General features: G+C 39.7%; 14 protein-coding genes and 1 riboswitch. Of the genes, 12 read left to right on the top strand and 2 right to left on the bottom strand.

What is annotated here, in order from left to right; all coding sequences use genetic code 11:
* Positions 1-65: 65 nt before the first annotated feature.
* The 11 genes from AC3WR0_RS09345 (at position 66) to AC3WR0_RS09295 (ending at position 14336) form a co-directional block, all read left to right on the top strand.
* Positions 66-1136: a CAP domain-containing protein gene (locus AC3WR0_RS09345; protein WP_492552059.1), complete on the top strand. Its 1071-nt coding sequence runs from the start codon at positions 66-68 to the stop codon at positions 1134-1136.
* Between the two features lie 121 nt (positions 1137-1257).
* On the top strand, positions 1258-1761 hold the full coding sequence (locus tag AC3WR0_RS09340) for a hypothetical protein (RefSeq protein ID WP_492552058.1): 504 nt from the start codon (positions 1258-1260) through the stop codon (positions 1759-1761).
* A 255-nt stretch (positions 1762-2016) separates the two neighbouring features.
* On the top strand, positions 2017-3396 hold the full coding sequence (locus AC3WR0_RS09335; protein ID WP_492552057.1) for an amino acid permease: 1380 nt from the start codon (positions 2017-2019) through the stop codon (positions 3394-3396).
* Between the two features lie 106 nt (positions 3397-3502).
* Positions 3503-3832 carry a rhodanese-like domain-containing protein gene (locus tag AC3WR0_RS09330; RefSeq protein WP_492552056.1) on the top strand — a complete coding sequence of 110 codons (330 nt, stop codon included), beginning with the start codon at positions 3503-3505 and terminating at the stop codon, positions 3830-3832.
* A gap of 31 nt (positions 3833-3863) precedes the next feature.
* Positions 3864-4829, top strand: a complete 966-nt coding sequence (locus AC3WR0_RS09325; protein WP_492552055.1) for a bile acid:sodium symporter family protein — start codon at positions 3864-3866, stop codon at positions 4827-4829.
* Positions 4830-5428: 599 nt separating this feature from the next.
* Positions 5429-7972, top strand: a complete 2544-nt coding sequence (locus tag AC3WR0_RS09320; protein WP_492552054.1) for a putative bifunctional diguanylate cyclase/phosphodiesterase — start codon at positions 5429-5431, stop codon at positions 7970-7972.
* 409 nt (positions 7973-8381) lie between these two features.
* On the top strand, positions 8382-9233 hold the full coding sequence (locus tag AC3WR0_RS09315; protein ID WP_492552053.1) for a hypothetical protein: 852 nt from the start codon (positions 8382-8384) through the stop codon (positions 9231-9233).
* 250 nt (positions 9234-9483) lie between these two features.
* Complete coding sequence (locus AC3WR0_RS09310) at positions 9484-9735, top strand: hypothetical protein (RefSeq protein WP_492552052.1); 252 nt, start codon at positions 9484-9486, stop codon at positions 9733-9735.
* 163 nt (positions 9736-9898) lie between these two features.
* Positions 9899-9983, top strand: a riboswitch (cyclic di-GMP riboswitch).
* 100 nt (positions 9984-10083) lie between these two features.
* Positions 10084-12741 carry a DUF4084 domain-containing protein gene (locus AC3WR0_RS09305; RefSeq protein ID WP_492552051.1) on the top strand — a complete coding sequence of 886 codons (2658 nt, stop codon included), beginning with the start codon at positions 10084-10086 and terminating at the stop codon, positions 12739-12741.
* A gap of 339 nt (positions 12742-13080) precedes the next feature.
* Positions 13081-13842, top strand: a complete 762-nt coding sequence (locus tag AC3WR0_RS09300; protein ID WP_492552050.1) for a threonine/serine exporter family protein — start codon at positions 13081-13083, stop codon at positions 13840-13842.
* Between the two features lie 47 nt (positions 13843-13889).
* Positions 13890-14336: a threonine/serine exporter family protein gene (locus AC3WR0_RS09295; RefSeq protein ID WP_492552049.1), complete on the top strand. Its 447-nt coding sequence runs from the start codon at positions 13890-13892 to the stop codon at positions 14334-14336.
* Between the two features lie 40 nt (positions 14337-14376).
* Here AC3WR0_RS09295 and AC3WR0_RS09290 read toward each other — a convergent pair whose 3' ends face one another.
* Positions 14377-15339 (bottom strand): LacI family DNA-binding transcriptional regulator, encoded by a 963-nt coding sequence (locus AC3WR0_RS09290; protein ID WP_492552048.1) that lies wholly within the window; start codon positions 15337-15339, stop codon positions 14377-14379.
* Positions 15340-15547: 208 nt separating this feature from the next.
* Positions 15548-16747: an MFS transporter gene (locus tag AC3WR0_RS09285; protein ID WP_492552047.1), complete on the bottom strand. Its 1200-nt coding sequence runs from the start codon at positions 16745-16747 to the stop codon at positions 15548-15550.
* Between the two features lie 229 nt (positions 16748-16976).
* On the opposite strand from AC3WR0_RS09285, the gene AC3WR0_RS09280 reads away from it, so the two are divergent.
* Positions 16977-17330, top strand: a complete 354-nt coding sequence (locus AC3WR0_RS09280; RefSeq protein WP_492552046.1) for a winged helix-turn-helix transcriptional regulator — start codon at positions 16977-16979, stop codon at positions 17328-17330.
* The last annotated feature ends 397 nt before the right edge of the window (positions 17331-17727 follow it).

Genomic DNA, 17727 nt, shown 5'->3' with positions numbered 1-17727 from the left:
TATATTTTATGAAGAAACATTGAAAAATAATAAGGTAACATATCAATGCAAGGGAGGAATTTGAATTGATAAAAAAGCATCTCGCTGTGCTGGTCGCTCCTGTTTTAATGCTGGGACTGGCAGCGTGTAATAATAATGCAAATGATGACATGAACAACAGGGGAAATAATAATGGACCTCTTCATGTCCGCTACAACCCTGATCGGGATACTAATAACGGCCGTGTCAATGACTATGATAATGTACGTTATAATACAAAAAGCAGGCTGAATGACCGATATATGAATGACCGTGATGTCGACCATGCAGGGCCTATGACAGAGAATTATGATAAGGGTAACAAACGTAATGCAGGATTCAATGACAGGTTTAATGGCCGAAAAGATATGCTGAACATTTCCTCAATGGAAACTGATATGAATAGCAACAAATATCCTCATACTAAAGCTGTTTTAATCCAAATGGCTAAGTATCAGTTTATTCCATTTACATTGGGTCAGGCAGGCGAATTGCCGCAGGGGCTTGGCCAGCAGCAAAGACCTTCTGTATCCGTACCGAGGGTTCAACAGGGAACCCCATCGCAGCAGCCATCACCACAGCAGGGACCAACAGGAACGCAACAGGGTCCAACTGCCCAGCCGGCTCCGCAGCAGGGATCAACAGGAACACAACAGGGCCCAACTGCTCAGCAGCCAACACAGCAGCAAAAGCCAGCAGCACAGGCACCTGCGCAAAATAAGACACAAACAACTCAAGGGATTAGTCAGTTTGCACAGCAAGTCATTGATTTAACCAATGTTCAGAGGAAACAAAATGGGCTTCCTGCTCTGAAAGCAGATACACAATTAAGCGGTGTAGCTCAGAAGAAAGCAGTGGATATGGAGAAGAACCATTATTTCTCACATACCAGTCCGACTTATGGTTCCCCATTTGATATGATGAGGGATTTTGGGGTGACTTATAGTTCCGCTGGTGAGAATATAGCCATGGGACAAAAAACTCCTCAAGAGGTAGTAACCGCCTGGATGAATAGCCCGGGGCACCGTGCTAATATTCTAAACCGCAGTTTTACCAATATTGGGGTAGGATTTGACCAAACCGGGAACTACTGGTCACAGATGTTTATCGGTAAATAAGAAAACAGAGTGAGCCAGAATTCCTGGCTCACTTTTATTTAATTACAATATGGGTAGACAACCATACGGTCCTGTTTCCTTTACATATACTATCTTGAATCTTTTTAGGAGGAGAAGTTTAATGGCTGAAAATAGGCAATATGGTATGGGAGGTTTCCCGGGAATGATGGGCGGCTCGCAGATGGGAAATCCGATGATGGGCGGTTCGCAGATGGGCTATCCGGGAATGGGCGGCTCGCAGATGGGTTATCCGATGATGGGCGGCTCGCAGATGGGCTATCCGGGAATGGGCGGCTCGCAGATGGGCTATCCGGGAATGGGCGGCTCGCAGATGGGATATCCAGGAATGGGCGGTTCGCAGATGGGCTATCCAGGAATGGCCGGCTCGCAGATGGGATATCCAGGAATGGGCGGCTCGCAGATGGGATATCCAGGAATGGGCGGCTCGCAGATGGGATATCCAGGAATGGGCGGTTCGCATATGGGGTATCCAGGAATGGGCGGTTCGCATATGGGGTATCCAGGAATGGGCGGTTCGCAAATGGGCTATCCGGGAATGGGCGGTTCGCAGATGGGATCGGGACAATATTACCCAGCTACCCCTAAACCTAAATCAGGAAGCTGAGGCAATCATTCTTAACATATGCTTGGCAGTTAGCCTGGCAGAAACAAGTGACATAGCTCGCCCGCAGATTTTAGTCTGCGGGCTGCTTTTATTTAATTGAAAAAATATTTTGTATTCGCTATGTTAAAATAGGATTACAGTTAAGAAAAAATGGTTATAAATCATATGAATTGCTCGAATCTTATAACAACAGGGGAAAAATAGTCGAAAAATGAGAAAAGAACAAGATAATACTAAGTAACAAGGGGGATTTCGATGAGTTCACAGAAAAGGGAGCTTCACAGGGGGTTGGAGGAACGTCATATTACGCTTATGTCATTGGGAGCGGCAATAGGTGTAGGATTATTTTTAGGATCTGCTTCAGCCATAAAATTAGCTGGTCCGGGGATTTTGCTAGGATATGGATTTGCCGGAATAATTATGTTCTTCATTATGAGAGCGCTGGGAGAAATGGCAGTACAAAAACCAGTTGCCGGTTCTTTCAGTAAATATGCGCGTGATTATTTGGGACCGCTCGCAGGGTACATAACAGGTTGGAACTACTGGTTTCTATGGGTTGTAACATGTATGGCTGAAATTACAGCTGTAGGTATTTATATGGAATATTGGATACCTGGTGTTCCTCGCTGGGTTTGGGCCTTGGCTGCTCTAGTAGCGATGGCGACTGTCAACTTTCTTGCCGTAAAAGCATATGGTGAACTTGAATTTTGGTTTGCATTAATTAAAATTGTAACCATTGTCGCCATGATTATTGTAGGTATAGGTATGATTGCTTTTGGAATAGGCAACGGAGGTATTGCAACTGGAATTAAAAATCTTTGGGCACATGGCGGATTCTTCCCGAATGGAGTCAAAGGTGTGCTCATGTCATTACAAATGGTTATGTTTGCTTATCTTGGCATTGAAATGATTGGGGTAACGGCAGGAGAAGTGAAAAACCCTGAAAAAACTCTTTCCAAAGCAATTGATTCAGTCTTTTGGAGAATACTAATATTTTATGTTGGCGCTTTGTTTGTCATCATGTCTATATATCCTTGGCAGGAGATTGGCACTCAGGGAAGTCCCTTTGTCCTGACTTTTAAACAAATCGGTATTCCGGCCGCTGCGGGTATTATTAACTTTGTTGTTTTAACAGCAGCTCTTTCATCCTGCAACAGCGGAATTTTCAGTACTGCTCGTATGCTGTTTGACCTCGCGGAGCATGGCGAAGCCCCGCAAAGCTTTAGTAAAGTAACAAAAAACGGGGTGCCAGGAGCGGCCGTAATCGCCTCCGCTGCAGTGCTCTTGTTAGGAGTATTGTTAAACTATGTAGTTCCTGCGAAGGTTTTTGCCTGGGTTACCAGCATTGCAACGTTTGGAGCGATTTGGACTTGGGGAATTATCCTGCTGTCCCAAATTCGCTATCGCCGCAGTTTAAATCCGGGTACGAAACTGAAATATAAAATGCCGCTTTTCCCGGCTGCATCCTATATTTCACTTGCATTTCTAGTCTTTGTAGTGGCTCTCATGGCCTATGGAGAGGATAGCAGAATTGCTATTGTTATTGGTCCTCTGTGGATTGTATTTTTGGTAGTGTTTTACTATGCCAAAGGGCTGCATAAAACCAATAGGGACATTATTAATAGAGCAAGCTAAAGGTGGACAAGCAGCGCCAGAGGTTAAAATTCCTTTGGCGCTTTTGTATTTATTTTCTTAAAATAGCATGATAAAGTGTTATCCTATTAATGAGGTGTATATTAAAATGTGTGATAAAAAAATAACTCCTGAAGAGCTTTATAAAAAGTTAAACAATAACGAAAAAGTAGTGATTCTTGATGTAAGGGCAGAAGAAAAATTTCAGCAATACCATATCGAACATCCGATGGCTGCTACTGTTAATCTGCCAAAAACAAATATTCTGGGTACAGACCAGCAGGTTGCGGATCTGCCGGAAGCTAAGGAAATCGTAGTTGCCTGCACAACAGGAAACTCTGCTCAAAAGTGTGCAGATGTTTTATCTGGTCAAAAGGTAAATACTATTGTGCTTGAAGGCGGGATCACTGCCTGGAAAGAGTTTTTAAAAACGATCTAGTGCTTGTGGCAAACAGTTTGGAGAGAGCAGCATGCTGAAGACAATCAATCAACGGCTTGAAAAAATGATGCCATTTATTACGCCTACAGGTGTGATTTTGGGTGTTTTGTTTGCAGCCTATTTAAAAGACTTTTCTTATCTAATTCCATGGATTTTTGCATTTATGACATTCTCGGGGAGTTTAAGTTCCAATTTCAGTTCACTAAGAGAAGCTATTGTTCATCCTTTTCCAATATTTATTGCCTTAGCCATTCTTCATTTTATTATGCCGATATGGGCCTGGGGAATTGGCCATCTCGCGTTTAGTGGTGATGGCTACACTATCACTGGGCTTGTATTAAGTATGGTTATCCCTACGGGTATTACAAGCTTCATCTGGGTTTCGATTTATAAAGGGAATATACCTGTTACTCTGTGTATCATATTAATTGATACGCTGCTTTCTCCTCTTATTGTTCCATGGAGTTTATCCTTATTTATCGGGCAGAAGGTAGAGATGGATAGTGTGGGAATTATGCTGGGGCTTATGAAAATGGTTGTAATTCCTTCGCTGTTGGGAATGTTTTTAAATCAATTTACAAAAGGAAAGGTAAAAGAAATGCTAAGTCCAAAGCTTGCGCCTTTCTCGAAAGCAGCCCTTGGCATAGTAGTAATGCTGAATGGAGCGGTTGTGGCACCTTTCCTCAGGCATCTTAGTCTGAAATTAGCTGGAATCATTGGTGTAGTATTTTTTATTGCATTAACGGGATATTTATTATCCTATGGAATAGGCAGGATTTTAAAAAGGGACAAGGAAACAACTGTTTCGCTAATTTTTACTGGAGGTATGAGAAATATTAGTGCCGGTGCAGTATTGGCTGTTTCCTACTTCCCGGCAGCCGTTGCCGTTCCTGTAGTAGTAGGGATGCTGTTTCAGCAGGTGTTGGCTTCCTTAAATGGCCTGCTCCTGAATGGATTTTTTTATAAAAGAGATAAAAGCCAAAGCACAGCCATTTGAACAAATTTGGTGAGCCTGAATCTATTGCGATTCAGGCTTTATTTAGCTAATCAGAATTTTATATCCATAAAATCTGAATGCACGACGGACAGGATAAGGAAGGATTCGTCAGCAATATCATCGCACGAAGGAAAAGCACTAGCTTTTCCATGGATGTCTTAGTCAGGCGAAAGGCACACGATGTGCCGAAGTGTGATAAGAAAAACTACGGCATCCGTCAAAAAGGACTTGGGGCATGATGAGCTCTTCTAATATTTTGTATTACTAGGCCGTTATACCCCTTTTGGATGAGCTAACCGGTTTAGGTGCACGATACTCCGATTTGTGACAGGTACAAAAAGTGCAGCATCGGCTAATGCCATTGGAGGTCCTATAATGGGGCTTGGCATTGTGCTTGTTGCTTTTTTATGTTCTTGTGAAGGTAAAAGGAAGTTAATTACAGTAAAAATTCCCCTGTTATTCAATATTGATATAGTGATATAATCTTAAAATCGCTAGAAAAAGTTAACGCCACTTTAACTATTTAATTTCCAGAATATTACCTTTTTCAGGAACAGTGGGGCTTTTTATTGTGCTATTTACAGGGGGATTTCACAAATATGGATATAAAGAAGAAATTGCCGCTTATTTTTACTCTTCTAGTTTTTGCAATCCTACTTTCTAATAATACAATCCATTTTTTTCAATCAAAAGAAGAGCTATTAAACCAGAATAATCGGGAAATTACCTTGCTTGCCCAGGAATTAAGCTTCCAGGTACAGCAGGCAAAAGAGGGAAGCTTGTTTGTAGAAGATCAGCTTGGTAGGGAATTACGAATTGCATCAGTTGCCATAAAAAAATCTCTTCCGCCAAATTATGAGCAGGTGACAAATGATCAGTTAACAGCTCTCTCAAAGGAGCTTATGATATCCCATATTACCTTACTGGGGAAAACAAATAACGATATTATTGGTGTTAGGTCCTCTGATCCGGATGAGTTAAATATGTCAACAAAGGACTGGGGATATTGGCATACAGCCTTTAACCAGCTGTTTGTAAATAAAAACGTCACGATTAAAAAAGGTCAGTCATTGCCAAATTACTGGTCCGGTCCGGTAGAGGTGGCTTCAAGCAATCCAAAGCATATTGATAAATGGGGCTATTTTTATGAAGGAAGCACTAATTATATTATCGATCCCTATCTCCGGGACAATGAAGTGTTGGCATATGAGAACCGGTTTGGACCTATCAAAATCATCAATCGTTTCACAGATAAACTGAAGGGTGTCCTTGAACTGACTGTTTTCAATCCGAAGAAATTTGGTGAGAAAAAAGAAATTATCAATGACAACGGAAAGCCTTACACAAGAATTTCTGCAAAGCCAATCTGGTATGGAACCTATCATTTTTATAATCGCGATACCGATCAAAAATACATAAAAAAAGCGATAAAGACGGGTAAGCAGCAAAGCTATATTCAAGTGCTCAATGGAAAGAAGGTCCAAAAAACCTTCGTACCTTCAAAGCTTGGACCAGATGAGCCGTTTGTTCTGGGATTTACCTATGATTATGGTGTTATCGATAGTCAGCTTCATAAAGAATTGGTGAAGCATATCATTCTCTCTGGAATTTTTATGCTGCTGGTTTTAATTACAAGTGTTATTTTTTCAAGAGCAATAACAAGGCCAATCGATTATATTGCCGAACAGGTAAATGAAATTGCCAAGGGGAACTTTGGAAAAACCATCGAATCAATCAGAAAGGATGAGTTAGGCTTCCTTGCAAGAAACGTGAATGCCATGTCCTCTTCATTGAAAACCTACGTGGACAATTTTAAAACCAGCCAGCAAATGATAGAGTACCAAGCCCTCCATGATCCATTAACAGGACTGCCAAACAGAAGACATGCGACAGAAAAGCTGACAGCTTCATTATCTTCTATAAAAGAAAATGGTGAAAATGTTGCGCTTATGTTTATTGATATTGACCGTTTTAAAAATGTAAATGACTCACTTGGACACAATATGGGCGATGAGCTCATCCAGCAAATTGCGAATCGCTTAAAAACATGTGCGCTGCTAAGCAAGGGATTCATCTCTAGACAGGGAGGCGATGAATTTATCATTATTTTAGAAAACGCCCAATTACAAGCCCTTCAGGAGCTCGGAAATAAAGTGGTTAATAGTCTTAAAAAACCATATTTTATAGGTGAAACTGAAGTTTTTGTGGGTGCAAGCTGCGGGGTAAGTGTATTTCCGGATCATAGCAAAGATATTGATACACTTATTATGTACGCGGATATGGCTATGTACGAAGCAAAAAACCAGGGTGGAAATTGCGTTGTTTTTTACAATGAAAGGCTGAATGAAAAAAACCATAAGCGGCTGACGATGGAAACACGATTGCGGAAAGCAATACAGGAAGCAAAGATTGATGTCTATTTTCAGCCAAAGATTAATGCAAAAACAGGATTTATAACCGGAGTGGAAGCCTTGGCTCGCTGGACGGATGAGGAGCTTGGGCCGGTATCTCCTGAAGTATTTATACCTGTCGCTGAGGATTCAGGATTGATTTCGCCTATATGGGAATTTATTATGGAACAAGCCTGCAAAAAGGCTTCAGTATGGAAGGGAAAGTATCCTTTCCCGCTTACTATGGCTGTGAATTTTTCCGCAAAGCAGTTTCAAAACCCTTCAGCGTTGGTAAAAAGAGTAAAGGAATTCTTAACTTTTTATAAACTTCCTGGAGAGCTGTTTGAAATAGAAATAACGGAAAGTGTGCTGCTATACAATACAAATGAAACAATTGCTGCCTTATGTGAGCTAAGAAATGAAGGTATTAGGGTGGCAATAGATGATTTCGGAACGGGCTATTCATCATTGAGTTATTTAAAAAGGCTTCCAATTAATACTCTTAAAATTGATCGCTCTTTTATAACAGATATTGACGAAGCCTATAATAATGCAGAGATTGCATATGCGATTATTAATCTGGCTAAAAGCCTTCGTCTTCACGTAATAGCGGAGGGAGTAGAAGAGGCTTACCAGATTCAATATCTGCTTGAAAATGAATGTACGGAAATGCAAGGATATTATTACAGCAAGCCGGTTAAAGCAAGTGACTTTGAGGATCTCCTGTCAATGCAGGGTACATTCACCGCCTGATAAGGGCGGTTTTTTGTTGTTTAAACTTTCATCATCTGATCATGGTGCTTATCCCTTTTGTTCGCTAATCAGAATTTATATCCATAAATTCTGAAGCATAAGCAAAACTAAGGCATCCGTCAAAACGGACTTGGCGAATGCCAAGTTTTTCTAATGTTTTCCTATATATCCATTAAGGCTTAACTGTTAATGTACTAAAGTACTATTTAAATAGTAAAAGCTGATTAAATGTGAAAAATATCAGGGGACATATGGCATGTTTTGGTTTAACTCATTTTTTAAATGGAAAAAAGAAGTTGGAAGATGCATAATTTGGACTAAAAAATTTTTAAAAATAGGACATTCGAAGTTTAATATTTCCAAATTTGTAAATATATAATTATACCAAATTTGGAAGGAGAAAGTAAATATGAAAAAAATCCTATTTTTCACCTTTTTAATCGCCTTAGGCTTTGCCGGGGGGAGTATTATGCCTAAAGTATGGGCAACTTCAGGAGAAAAGGATTGTAATTGTGGATGCGGTTCGGGCCAGACACAGGTTTCAGTTATTCCCTCAGCAAGTGATATGATGGTAATGACCAGCCTTATGGAAGCGTTATCTAAGGATCAGGATGGATCCCTCTCAAAACAGGAAGTAGCAGCGATGCTTGAGCAATTGCAATCCCGATATGCAGCTGTTTTAGCCGCAGCAGCCATCCCTCCAGGAACGGAAAAGGTTACAGGTACGAAGCAAAGTACATTTACAAGCAATTATTATGAATACCTAAATCGTTATATTCAAAACAGCACTGGTACACCACAAGCGAAAGATAATACTTCAAATACAAGTGAAATCACCTCTAAGTCTATAACTTCAAAAGTTATCCCAGTACAACCACCGGGCACAACAGAGACAACAAATACAGCAGTAAAACCAAGAACATCATCCACAACCAGTCAGCCTGTTGAAAGGAAGAAAAAAGTTAAAAATAATAATGGATTAGGTAATGGCTCAGAGCCAGGGGATGGAACTGCATCAGACGTCAAAGGAGTTGACCCTTCTAATCCTGGCAAAGGAAAGCAGCAGACTAAGAAAACAAACACTGTTACTAAGAGTACAAAGGCTTCACATACTGAAAAATATAAAAAAGAAAAGGTTAAAAATAATAATGGTCTGGGAAATGGTTCAGAGCCTGCGGATAATACTAGCACAGATATAAAAGGGGAAGACCCATCCAATCCGGGAAAAGGAAGTTCAAATAATAAAGCTGGAAAAAATTAAATTATGATTATAGCAAAAGAGCCTAAGGGGGAAAGTCACCATCTCCTATTAGGCTCTTTTTTCTATCGTGTTTCATTATTATTTGGTATATGAAAACGTTTTAATGATGAGCGGAAGCAGACTTATGATTTTTCTCTTCCGTATTTCCTTTCTATTAATAAGATCTTAGTGCCGAAGCTAGTGCGGAAGACCTGAAAAAGAAAGCAGCTGCAGTCCAGCACGAACAATAGGGCAGGAAGCAGTAGAAAAGATGTTTGAAAAGACAATAAAAATCTTAAAAAACTCGAAAATAACAATTTGGCTATTGGAATTAAATAGTGGAGGGACTGATGCTGTTGTAGAAGTTTATGCTAAAAATGAACCCGAGAAAAAGCTGAAGGTAATTGAAGACAGCAAAAACCTTTCCATTGAGTTTTACAGGATGGCATTTCCAACAAGAAGCAAATTAAGCCCTGAATTGGATAAGGCTGTGGAAAAGTCCTTTTTAAATAAGGCCTTATAGAAATTTAATCAAACGTTTGATTAAATTTATTTTTGCTTAATTATGTCAAAAATACAGGCTTATAGACCTTGGAATAACTATTTTTTATGCTATATGTGGAAAAAAATGAGTCCATTTGATTATTATGTGTGGTAAAATAAGGCTCATATCATAAAAACTGAATCTACTGAAAAGGCAAACTCATTGAAAGGTGAGGACGCAAAGCTACGGGCCTAAGGTGTTTTCACTATGGCAGCCGGGTTGCCGGTTATCTGAGCAAAAAAAATTTTTTCAGATTGGTACTGCCTTTTCGCAAAAAAAGGCAGTTTTTTTATTACATCATCTCTGACATACAGCAGGAGTGGAAAAATGGAAAATAGCCGCAGAAAATGGGTTCTCTTTCTTTTTATTGTTCTCTATTTATTTAGTTATTATGGATGGATTCTTTACTGGAAAATGAATGATAGAATGCTGATTCCTGGAGGAAATGCTTTTTCAACTTTTGCTCCACTGCTTTCATCGATTTGGCTATTCCTTGCTTGGAAAAAGGAAAAAGTGGTAGGCAGGCCGTTTTGGTTCCTCCTTTTCCTTGGGGCGTTAAGCTTTTTTACAGCAGAAGTAATCGGGGATTATTATGAAAACCATTTAAAAATTAATGTGCCTTATCCTGGTTATGCCGATATTTTTTATATGCTTCAAATATTCTTTTACTTTTCGGCTTTAACATATCAGCTTGTTAAAGCAAGAGAACAGTACAAAGCAATTAAAACTCTTTTGAGTATGGCTATTACCATGACGGTTGCTGCAACTTTTAGCTGGAGCTTTTTTATAAAGCCTATTCTCGAAGTTTCAGAGGTTTCTCCGTTATTTATGCTTGTCTCCTTAGGAACGCCGGTTGGCGATTTGGCGCTGTTTCTGGGCATTTTAAATATTTATGTTTTTTCAAATAACATCTTTCAAAAGAAAAGCATGAAGTTTATTATGTGGGGACTTCTAATTCAGGTTTTCGCTGATACCTTTTATCTGTATATGCGGACTACTGACACTTACATTTCAGGGAGTTTTATAGATCCTTTATATCCCCTTTCTGTTTTGCTAGTTGGACTTGCCGGTCTAAGAGGCGGAGATAAAGTAAAGCATAAAGGGTTAAAACAAACCGGTTTGTTTCAAAAAACATCTTTTTTTGTTCGCTTTCTTTTACCGTATATGGCCGTTGCCCTTCTTTTTCTGTTTATTGCCGAAAAAGGGGCTGGGGACAAAACTCTGGTGGTTGGATCCGAAGCGACTATCGTTTTAATTATTCTTCGTCAGGTTGCTATTCTTATTGATAACCATAAGCTGCTTAAGCAATATGGAGAAAGGACCAGAGAACTAACCTATAGCGAACAACGTTACAGCTCTCTTTTTCATAATCATCCGGATGCCGTTTTTTCTGTGAACCTTGAAGGGATATTTACATCTTCCAATGAGGCTTGCCAAAAACTTTTGGGACTACAAAGTTATGAATTGGCCGGACGGCATTTTTTACAGATTGTAAGTGAGCAAAATAGGGAAGTGGTAACCGAAATCTTTTCAGAGGCTATAAAGGGTTATTCAAAGGGCTTTGAAATTCAACTGTTTGTTACTGAAACGATTGCTTCATTTACAATAGTTCCAATTATAATTGAAAACCAAGTTACGGGAGTATTTGGGATAGCAAAAGATATTACGGATAATAAAAGAAATGAAGAGAAAATCAGAAATATGGCTTACAATGACCTGCTTACAGGCCTTCCAAACAGAAGAATGATTGAGAAGGTTTTGAATGAAGCTGTCAACATTAATAAAAATGATATGCATGGAATTATGTTTATCGATTTAGATCGTTTTAATATTATTAATGACACTCTTGGACATACTCTGGGAGATCAGCTGCTTCATTTAGTCGGTGGTAGGCTAAAAGGGCTTATTGCTACAAATGAAGTGGTTGGAAGGCAGGGCGGAGCGGAATTCGTCCTATTCTCGAAAGGGATTAAATCTGAAGAAGATGCCTTAATGAGGGCTGAAAAAGTGCTCCAATCTCTAAGACAGCCTTTTCATGTCAATGGTCATGAACTGCTGATTTCAGCAAGTATTGGAATCTCTATTTATCCAATGGACGGTTTGACAGGAGAGGAGTTATTGAAGAATGCAGATATAGCCATGTACAGAGTGAAAGAAAACGGGAAAAATGGTTATGCCATCTATTCCCCCTCGAAGGCTGCTTCCTCTTCAAGAAGACTGGAATTGGAAAACGATTTATATTATGCCTTAAAGCATGGCCAATTTTTACTTCACTATCAGCCCCAAATCGATAGTAAAGAAGGAAGGATTGTGGGTGCCGAAGCATTATTACGCTGGAATCACCCTCAATACGGCTTTATTTCACCAGCGGAATTTATTCCGATTGCCGAAGAGACGGGTTCTATAGTCCCTATTAGTGAGTGGGTTCTTAAAATGGCCTGCCTGCAGGCAAAAAAGTGGAGGACTGAAGGGATAAATATCAAGGTTGGTGTGAATTTATCACCTAGACATTTTTATCAAAAAAACATGATACATACAGTCAAATCAATCATAGCCGAAATAGGAATTGAGCCGGGAATGATTGATCTGGAGATTACAGAAGGAATAGCTGCCAAAGACCGGACGCTTGTTAATAATAAACTCTCGCAGCTCAGGGATATGGGAATCTCGATTTCAGTCGATGATTTTGGAACCGGATATTCATCCTTGTCCTATTTAACTAATTTTCCAATAGATACTTTAAAAATCGCCCGGGAATTTGTTGTTGAGATTGGTAAGGATTATGCTAATGAGGCCATTATTTCTTCTATTATAACAATGGCCAACAATCTTGGCCTTGATGTAATAGCAGAGGGTGTAGAAACGGAACAGCAATCAGCTTTTCTTCAGGTGCTGGGATGCTCCAGAATGCAGGGTTACTTGTATGGGAAGCCATCCATTCCTTCTGACATTGAAAAAATGATGAGGGAACCTATTTTAGTATAAATATAGAAAGCGGCCCTCAACATTTCTTCAGGGGGCTTTTTTCTATAGCTGTCCTAGTATCCAACCCACTTCCTCTTACGATAAGTCAACATCAAATCATTTCATGCTTCGTGTTTCCTTTATCTCTGTTGAAGCCGAGGCCCACAGGAAAAGGAAAGCTTCGGGAGTATCGCACCAAGGAATAGCGCAGCTTTTTCGAGGACGTGGTGAATTTAACTCATCATAATATACCTTACGGAGCCAAACGTGTCCCTTTTGCTTTTTCTTAGGATTTGATTAATATTTGTTTTTTCCTTTAAACTGTAGAAGATAGTACTATTGATTGCCAGGGAGATTTTTATGGAAGTAATGAATCATTCAACTGAAGAAGTGATGGAAGTCTGCCTGCTGGCCGGAAAAATCATGCTGCAAAGCGGGGCTGAAACATACCGTGTAGAGGATACCATGATGAGAATGGCAGCTGCGTTTGGAATCCGTCAATCACATAGTTATGTAACCCCTACTGGAATTATTTTTTCAGCAGAAGGAACCGGTCCAACCAGAACAAAGCTGACTCGTATATCGGAAAGGTCCACCGATTTAAAAAAAGTGACCATGGTAAATAGCATCTCACGCAGCATTAGCAGTTTTGAAATAGACCTTCTTGAAGCAAAACATCTTCTAAAAGAAGTAGATTTACAAAACCTTACATTCCCTTTTTCGGTGCAAGTTGCAGCGGCAGCTATAGCAAGCGGCTGCTTTCTTATAATGTTTAACGGAACCTGGAATGACTTTCTTCCTTCAGTGATTGCTGGAGGCTTTGGGTTTCTTGGACTGGTTTACTTTCACCGGTTTTTGCCCATCAAGTTTTTTTCGGAGTTTTTGGCCTCCTTTATTATAGGATTTCTTTCAGCATTGTTTGTAAAACTGGGAGTTGGGCAGGAGCTGGATAAAATTATTATTGCATCAGTAATGCCACTAGTCCCTGGACTTTTAATTACGAACGCTGTCCGGGATTTAATGGCGGGGCATCTTGTTTCGGGGCTGTCTAAAGGGGCGGAAGCCTTTTTAACTGCTTTTGCTATTGGTTCCGGGATAGCAGTGGTGTTGTCCTTTCTTTAAACTCTCTTCCAAGATCCTGAAATAATGCAGACAATTAGGTGGATAAAATGAAAATTTTGGAACAATTAATAACAAGCTTTATTGCAACAGGAGCATTTGGAATTATCTTTAATGCACCAAAACAATCTCTTGTAAAGTGCGGCTTGGTTGGAATGTTCGGCTGGCTTATATATGTGGTCATGGTTGATCAGCGTGCTGACGCAGTCCTTGCTACGCTAAGTGCAACCTTTTTAGTCGCAGTCATCAGCCATATTCTTGCGAAAGTGTATAAAACACCCGTCATCATATTTAGCGTTTCCGGAGTTATTCCTCTTGTTCCTGGCGGGCTGGCTTATGATGCTATGAGAAATTTTGTTCAAAATGATTATGGACATGCTGTTTCTCTTGCAGCTGAGGCTTTTCTTCTATCGGGGGCAATCGCATTCGGCTTAGTGTTTTCCGAGGTTTTAAACCAGGTTATCCGGAAAATTAATCAGCATGAACAGGTGAAGTAGTTATATAAGGTAGTAGCCGTCCAAAGGATTGGACGGCTTTTTAAACAGTCTTTCTTTTGATTAACCGGTAGGGAATCTCTATCTGTTGTACTTTATTTGATTGCAGGATTTGGTTAAAAGCGTTTCTGCCCATTACATCCAGGGGCAATTCAATGGCAGTTATATCAAGAAGCTCCGAGATTTCATGGTTTTCAAAGCCAATAATCGCGAGCTGGCCTGGTATGGAAATACCAAGTTTTCTGCATTCTATAATGCAGCCGGCTGCAACCAGGTCGTTTGTAAGAATTAAAGCGGTTGGCTTTTCTTCTAATTGAATCCATTCTCGTGCAATCCTTTTTCCATCCTCAACGGTCAGGCAGTCTGAAAAAATCCACTCTTCTCTAAGTTTTTCCCCTATTTGACTTAAACAATCCTTATAAGCTATATACCTGGCATGGCTGTTTGTTCCTACCCTTCTTCCCACTGCATACCCAATTTTTCGATGCCCTCTATCTGTTAAATGGGTTAATCCTATGTGAAAAGCTTCAAAATGATTGATAAAGACACTTGAAAAATCATTATCCATCGCATTCATACACATAATGATTTTTCCGTACTCCTTAAAAAGCGAGTAATTCTCCAAAGGAAGCGATCGGGAGGTAATAATCAAGGCGTCCAGCTGTTTTTGTCGAAGCAGTTCCAGGGCTTCTTTTTCCTTTTCTTGTTTGTAGTTAGTTTGGATAATCATGATTTTATAGTGCTGGAGCTGGGCTTCAAGAGCAATCCCCTCAAGGATAGAACTAAAATAGGGATGGTTAATGAAGGGAAGCACAACCCCGATTATATTGGTTTTTCCTTTTGAAAGATGAACCGCATTCATATTTTTATGGTAGTTTAAGTCATCAATAGCCTTTTTGACAGCTTCCTTTTTTTCATCTGAAACATAAGGGTGATTATTGAGAACCCTTGAAACAGTCGTAACCGATACCTTAGCTAATTTGGCGATATCCCGGATATTTCCCATTGTTCATCATCTCTTTCTTGCGCTGAAACGCGTTTCATACTTTATATTTTAAAAAAAGAAGAAGGAGTGGTAAACATGTCAGGCTTGTTTTATCTTATTTTGCTTTGTGTAATTATATGGTCTGGTGCGGCTATCGCCTTATCTCTAGGGAGAAAGTAAAGATAGTAAAAAGCGGCATACAAACTAGGTGTGCCGCCACTTATTTTCTCTAACTCATAGATTTCTTTTCAATCGCCGAACTCCAGGCTGTCAGGACTACTGCGCCCATAACCATTAAGCCGCCAATCCAAGGGGTGTGCTGCAGCCCTATGGAGTCGACAATGATGCCGCCAACAAACGCTCCAATGGCTATTCCTACATTAAATGCGGCAATATTCAAAGCCGATGCTACATTAACAGCAGAAGGAACATACTTTTCGGCAAGGTTTACAACCAGAATTTGAAGACCCGGAACGTTCATAAATGCTAGCAGTCCCATTAGAAAGATAGTCAAAAGACCAGCAATTTTAAATGGAGCAGTAAACGTTAAAGCGATTAGAATAATCGATTGGATGAGAAACATCCAAAATAATGCTTTTAAAGGGTTTTTATCAGCGGCTTTTCCGCCTGTGGTATTACCAATTGCCACAGCAAGTCCGTAGCCAAATAAAATCGTGCTGACAGCCTTCGATGAAAATCCTGTAATATCTTGAAGTATTGGTGTTAAATAGGTAAAAGCTACAAATGTTCCTCCATATCCCAGAGCAGTAATAGCAAAGGCTAATAACAGCGGACCATTTTTCAAAATCTTAATTTGATCGCTGAATGACGATGGAGGGGCATCCTTGAGATTCTTAGGTATTAATACTGCACTGGCGAAAATCCCGATGATACCAAGTAAGGCAACTCCCGAAAAGGTTGCTCTCCATCCAAAAGCCTGACCAATAAATGTACCCAACGGAACTCCAGTGACAGTCGCAACTGTTAATCCTGTAAACATGAAGGCGATCGCGCTAGCCCTTTTATTTTCAGGAACTAAATCCGCCGCAATAGTTGAACCGATAGAGAAGAATACTCCGTGAGAAAAAGCTGTAATGATGCGAGCTATTAGAAGCATGCTAAAACTTGATGAAAGTGCTGCTGCTGAATTTCCTGCGATAAAAATCACCATTAGAGCCATAAGCAAGGTTTTTCTGCTTATTTTATTTGTGAGAGCTGTTAAAATAGGAGCCCCAAAAGCTACTCCCAATGCATATCCAGAAATTAATAAACCTGCCATAGTAATAGAAATATTTAAATCATTAGAAATGGTCGACAATAACCCTACAGGAACAAATTCGGTCGTTCCGATACCAAAAGCACTAATTGCCAAGGCAAGAAGGGCTGGAGTTCCTCCTTTTTTAACTTGAGTATCTATATATGAAGTCATTTTAATTCCTCCAAAAGAGTTAAATTTTATGCGGGCAGGGTGAAGGCGCCATTCACCAGCTGAACCCTGAAACCCAGTATGCAGGATATAGATGAAAAGGAAAAGTACGCACTTTTAAGTACCGCAGGCACCTTCAGGGTATATAGGCACCAAAAAGTACCCTATAGGATAAAAAGTGGCAAATGGGTATAATGGTACTATTGGAACTTTAACGAGGAAGGCGAAACCGATGAAAAAATATAATATACCCGTGGAAGCCGCCTTGGAGGTAATCGGCGGAAAGTGGAAGGTAGTAATTTTGTGTCACTTAATAAAAGGGAAAAAGAGAACAAGTGAACTAAAAAGGCTGATGCCTGGAATTACTCAAAAAATGCTGACTCAGCAATTGCGAGAATTGGAAGAGGATGATGTTATTTTGCGTGAGGTATATAACCAGGTGCCTCCAAAAGTCGAATATTCCCTGACTGAATATGGGTGGACGTTAAAAACGATTCTTGACTCTTTATGTATGTGGGGCGAACAGCATATTGAAAAAGTTTACCCAGATAAAGATCAGATGCTTGTTAAGCCGGTAGAAGGGTAATACGTATAAAGGTATATTGAATTATACAAGTTGAATTACTTAACTTTTTTAAAAGTAAAGGTCTTTCTGTGTGGATTATATTCAACCGATGCGGACAAATTCTGATATTCCCCACGCTTCAGCCCATCCCTTAAAACAGAAACTTCATATTAAAGTGACTTTTGTAAAGGAAATTAAAAAAGCTTGGCCTCAACTATTACAAGAAAAAGCAAGGATTTTTTATGTTCTTTACTCTTTTACCAAAGAAAAAATCGCAAAAAAAGACGACCTATTTATTCAAAAGCTTGAATGAAGGTCGTCTTTATTTATGTTAAAAAAGCCTCTTTCAAAAGGAGAACATCCTTTTCGACGCTTTAAAGAATACAATTTTATAAAAAAACAAAGGGTATTGAGGCTA

The sequence above is a fragment of the Neobacillus sp. FW104-15D2 genome, assembly GCF_058790155.1.
Note: the sequence above shows the minus strand (reverse complement) of the source record. Positions and strands in the feature narration are given on the sequence as shown.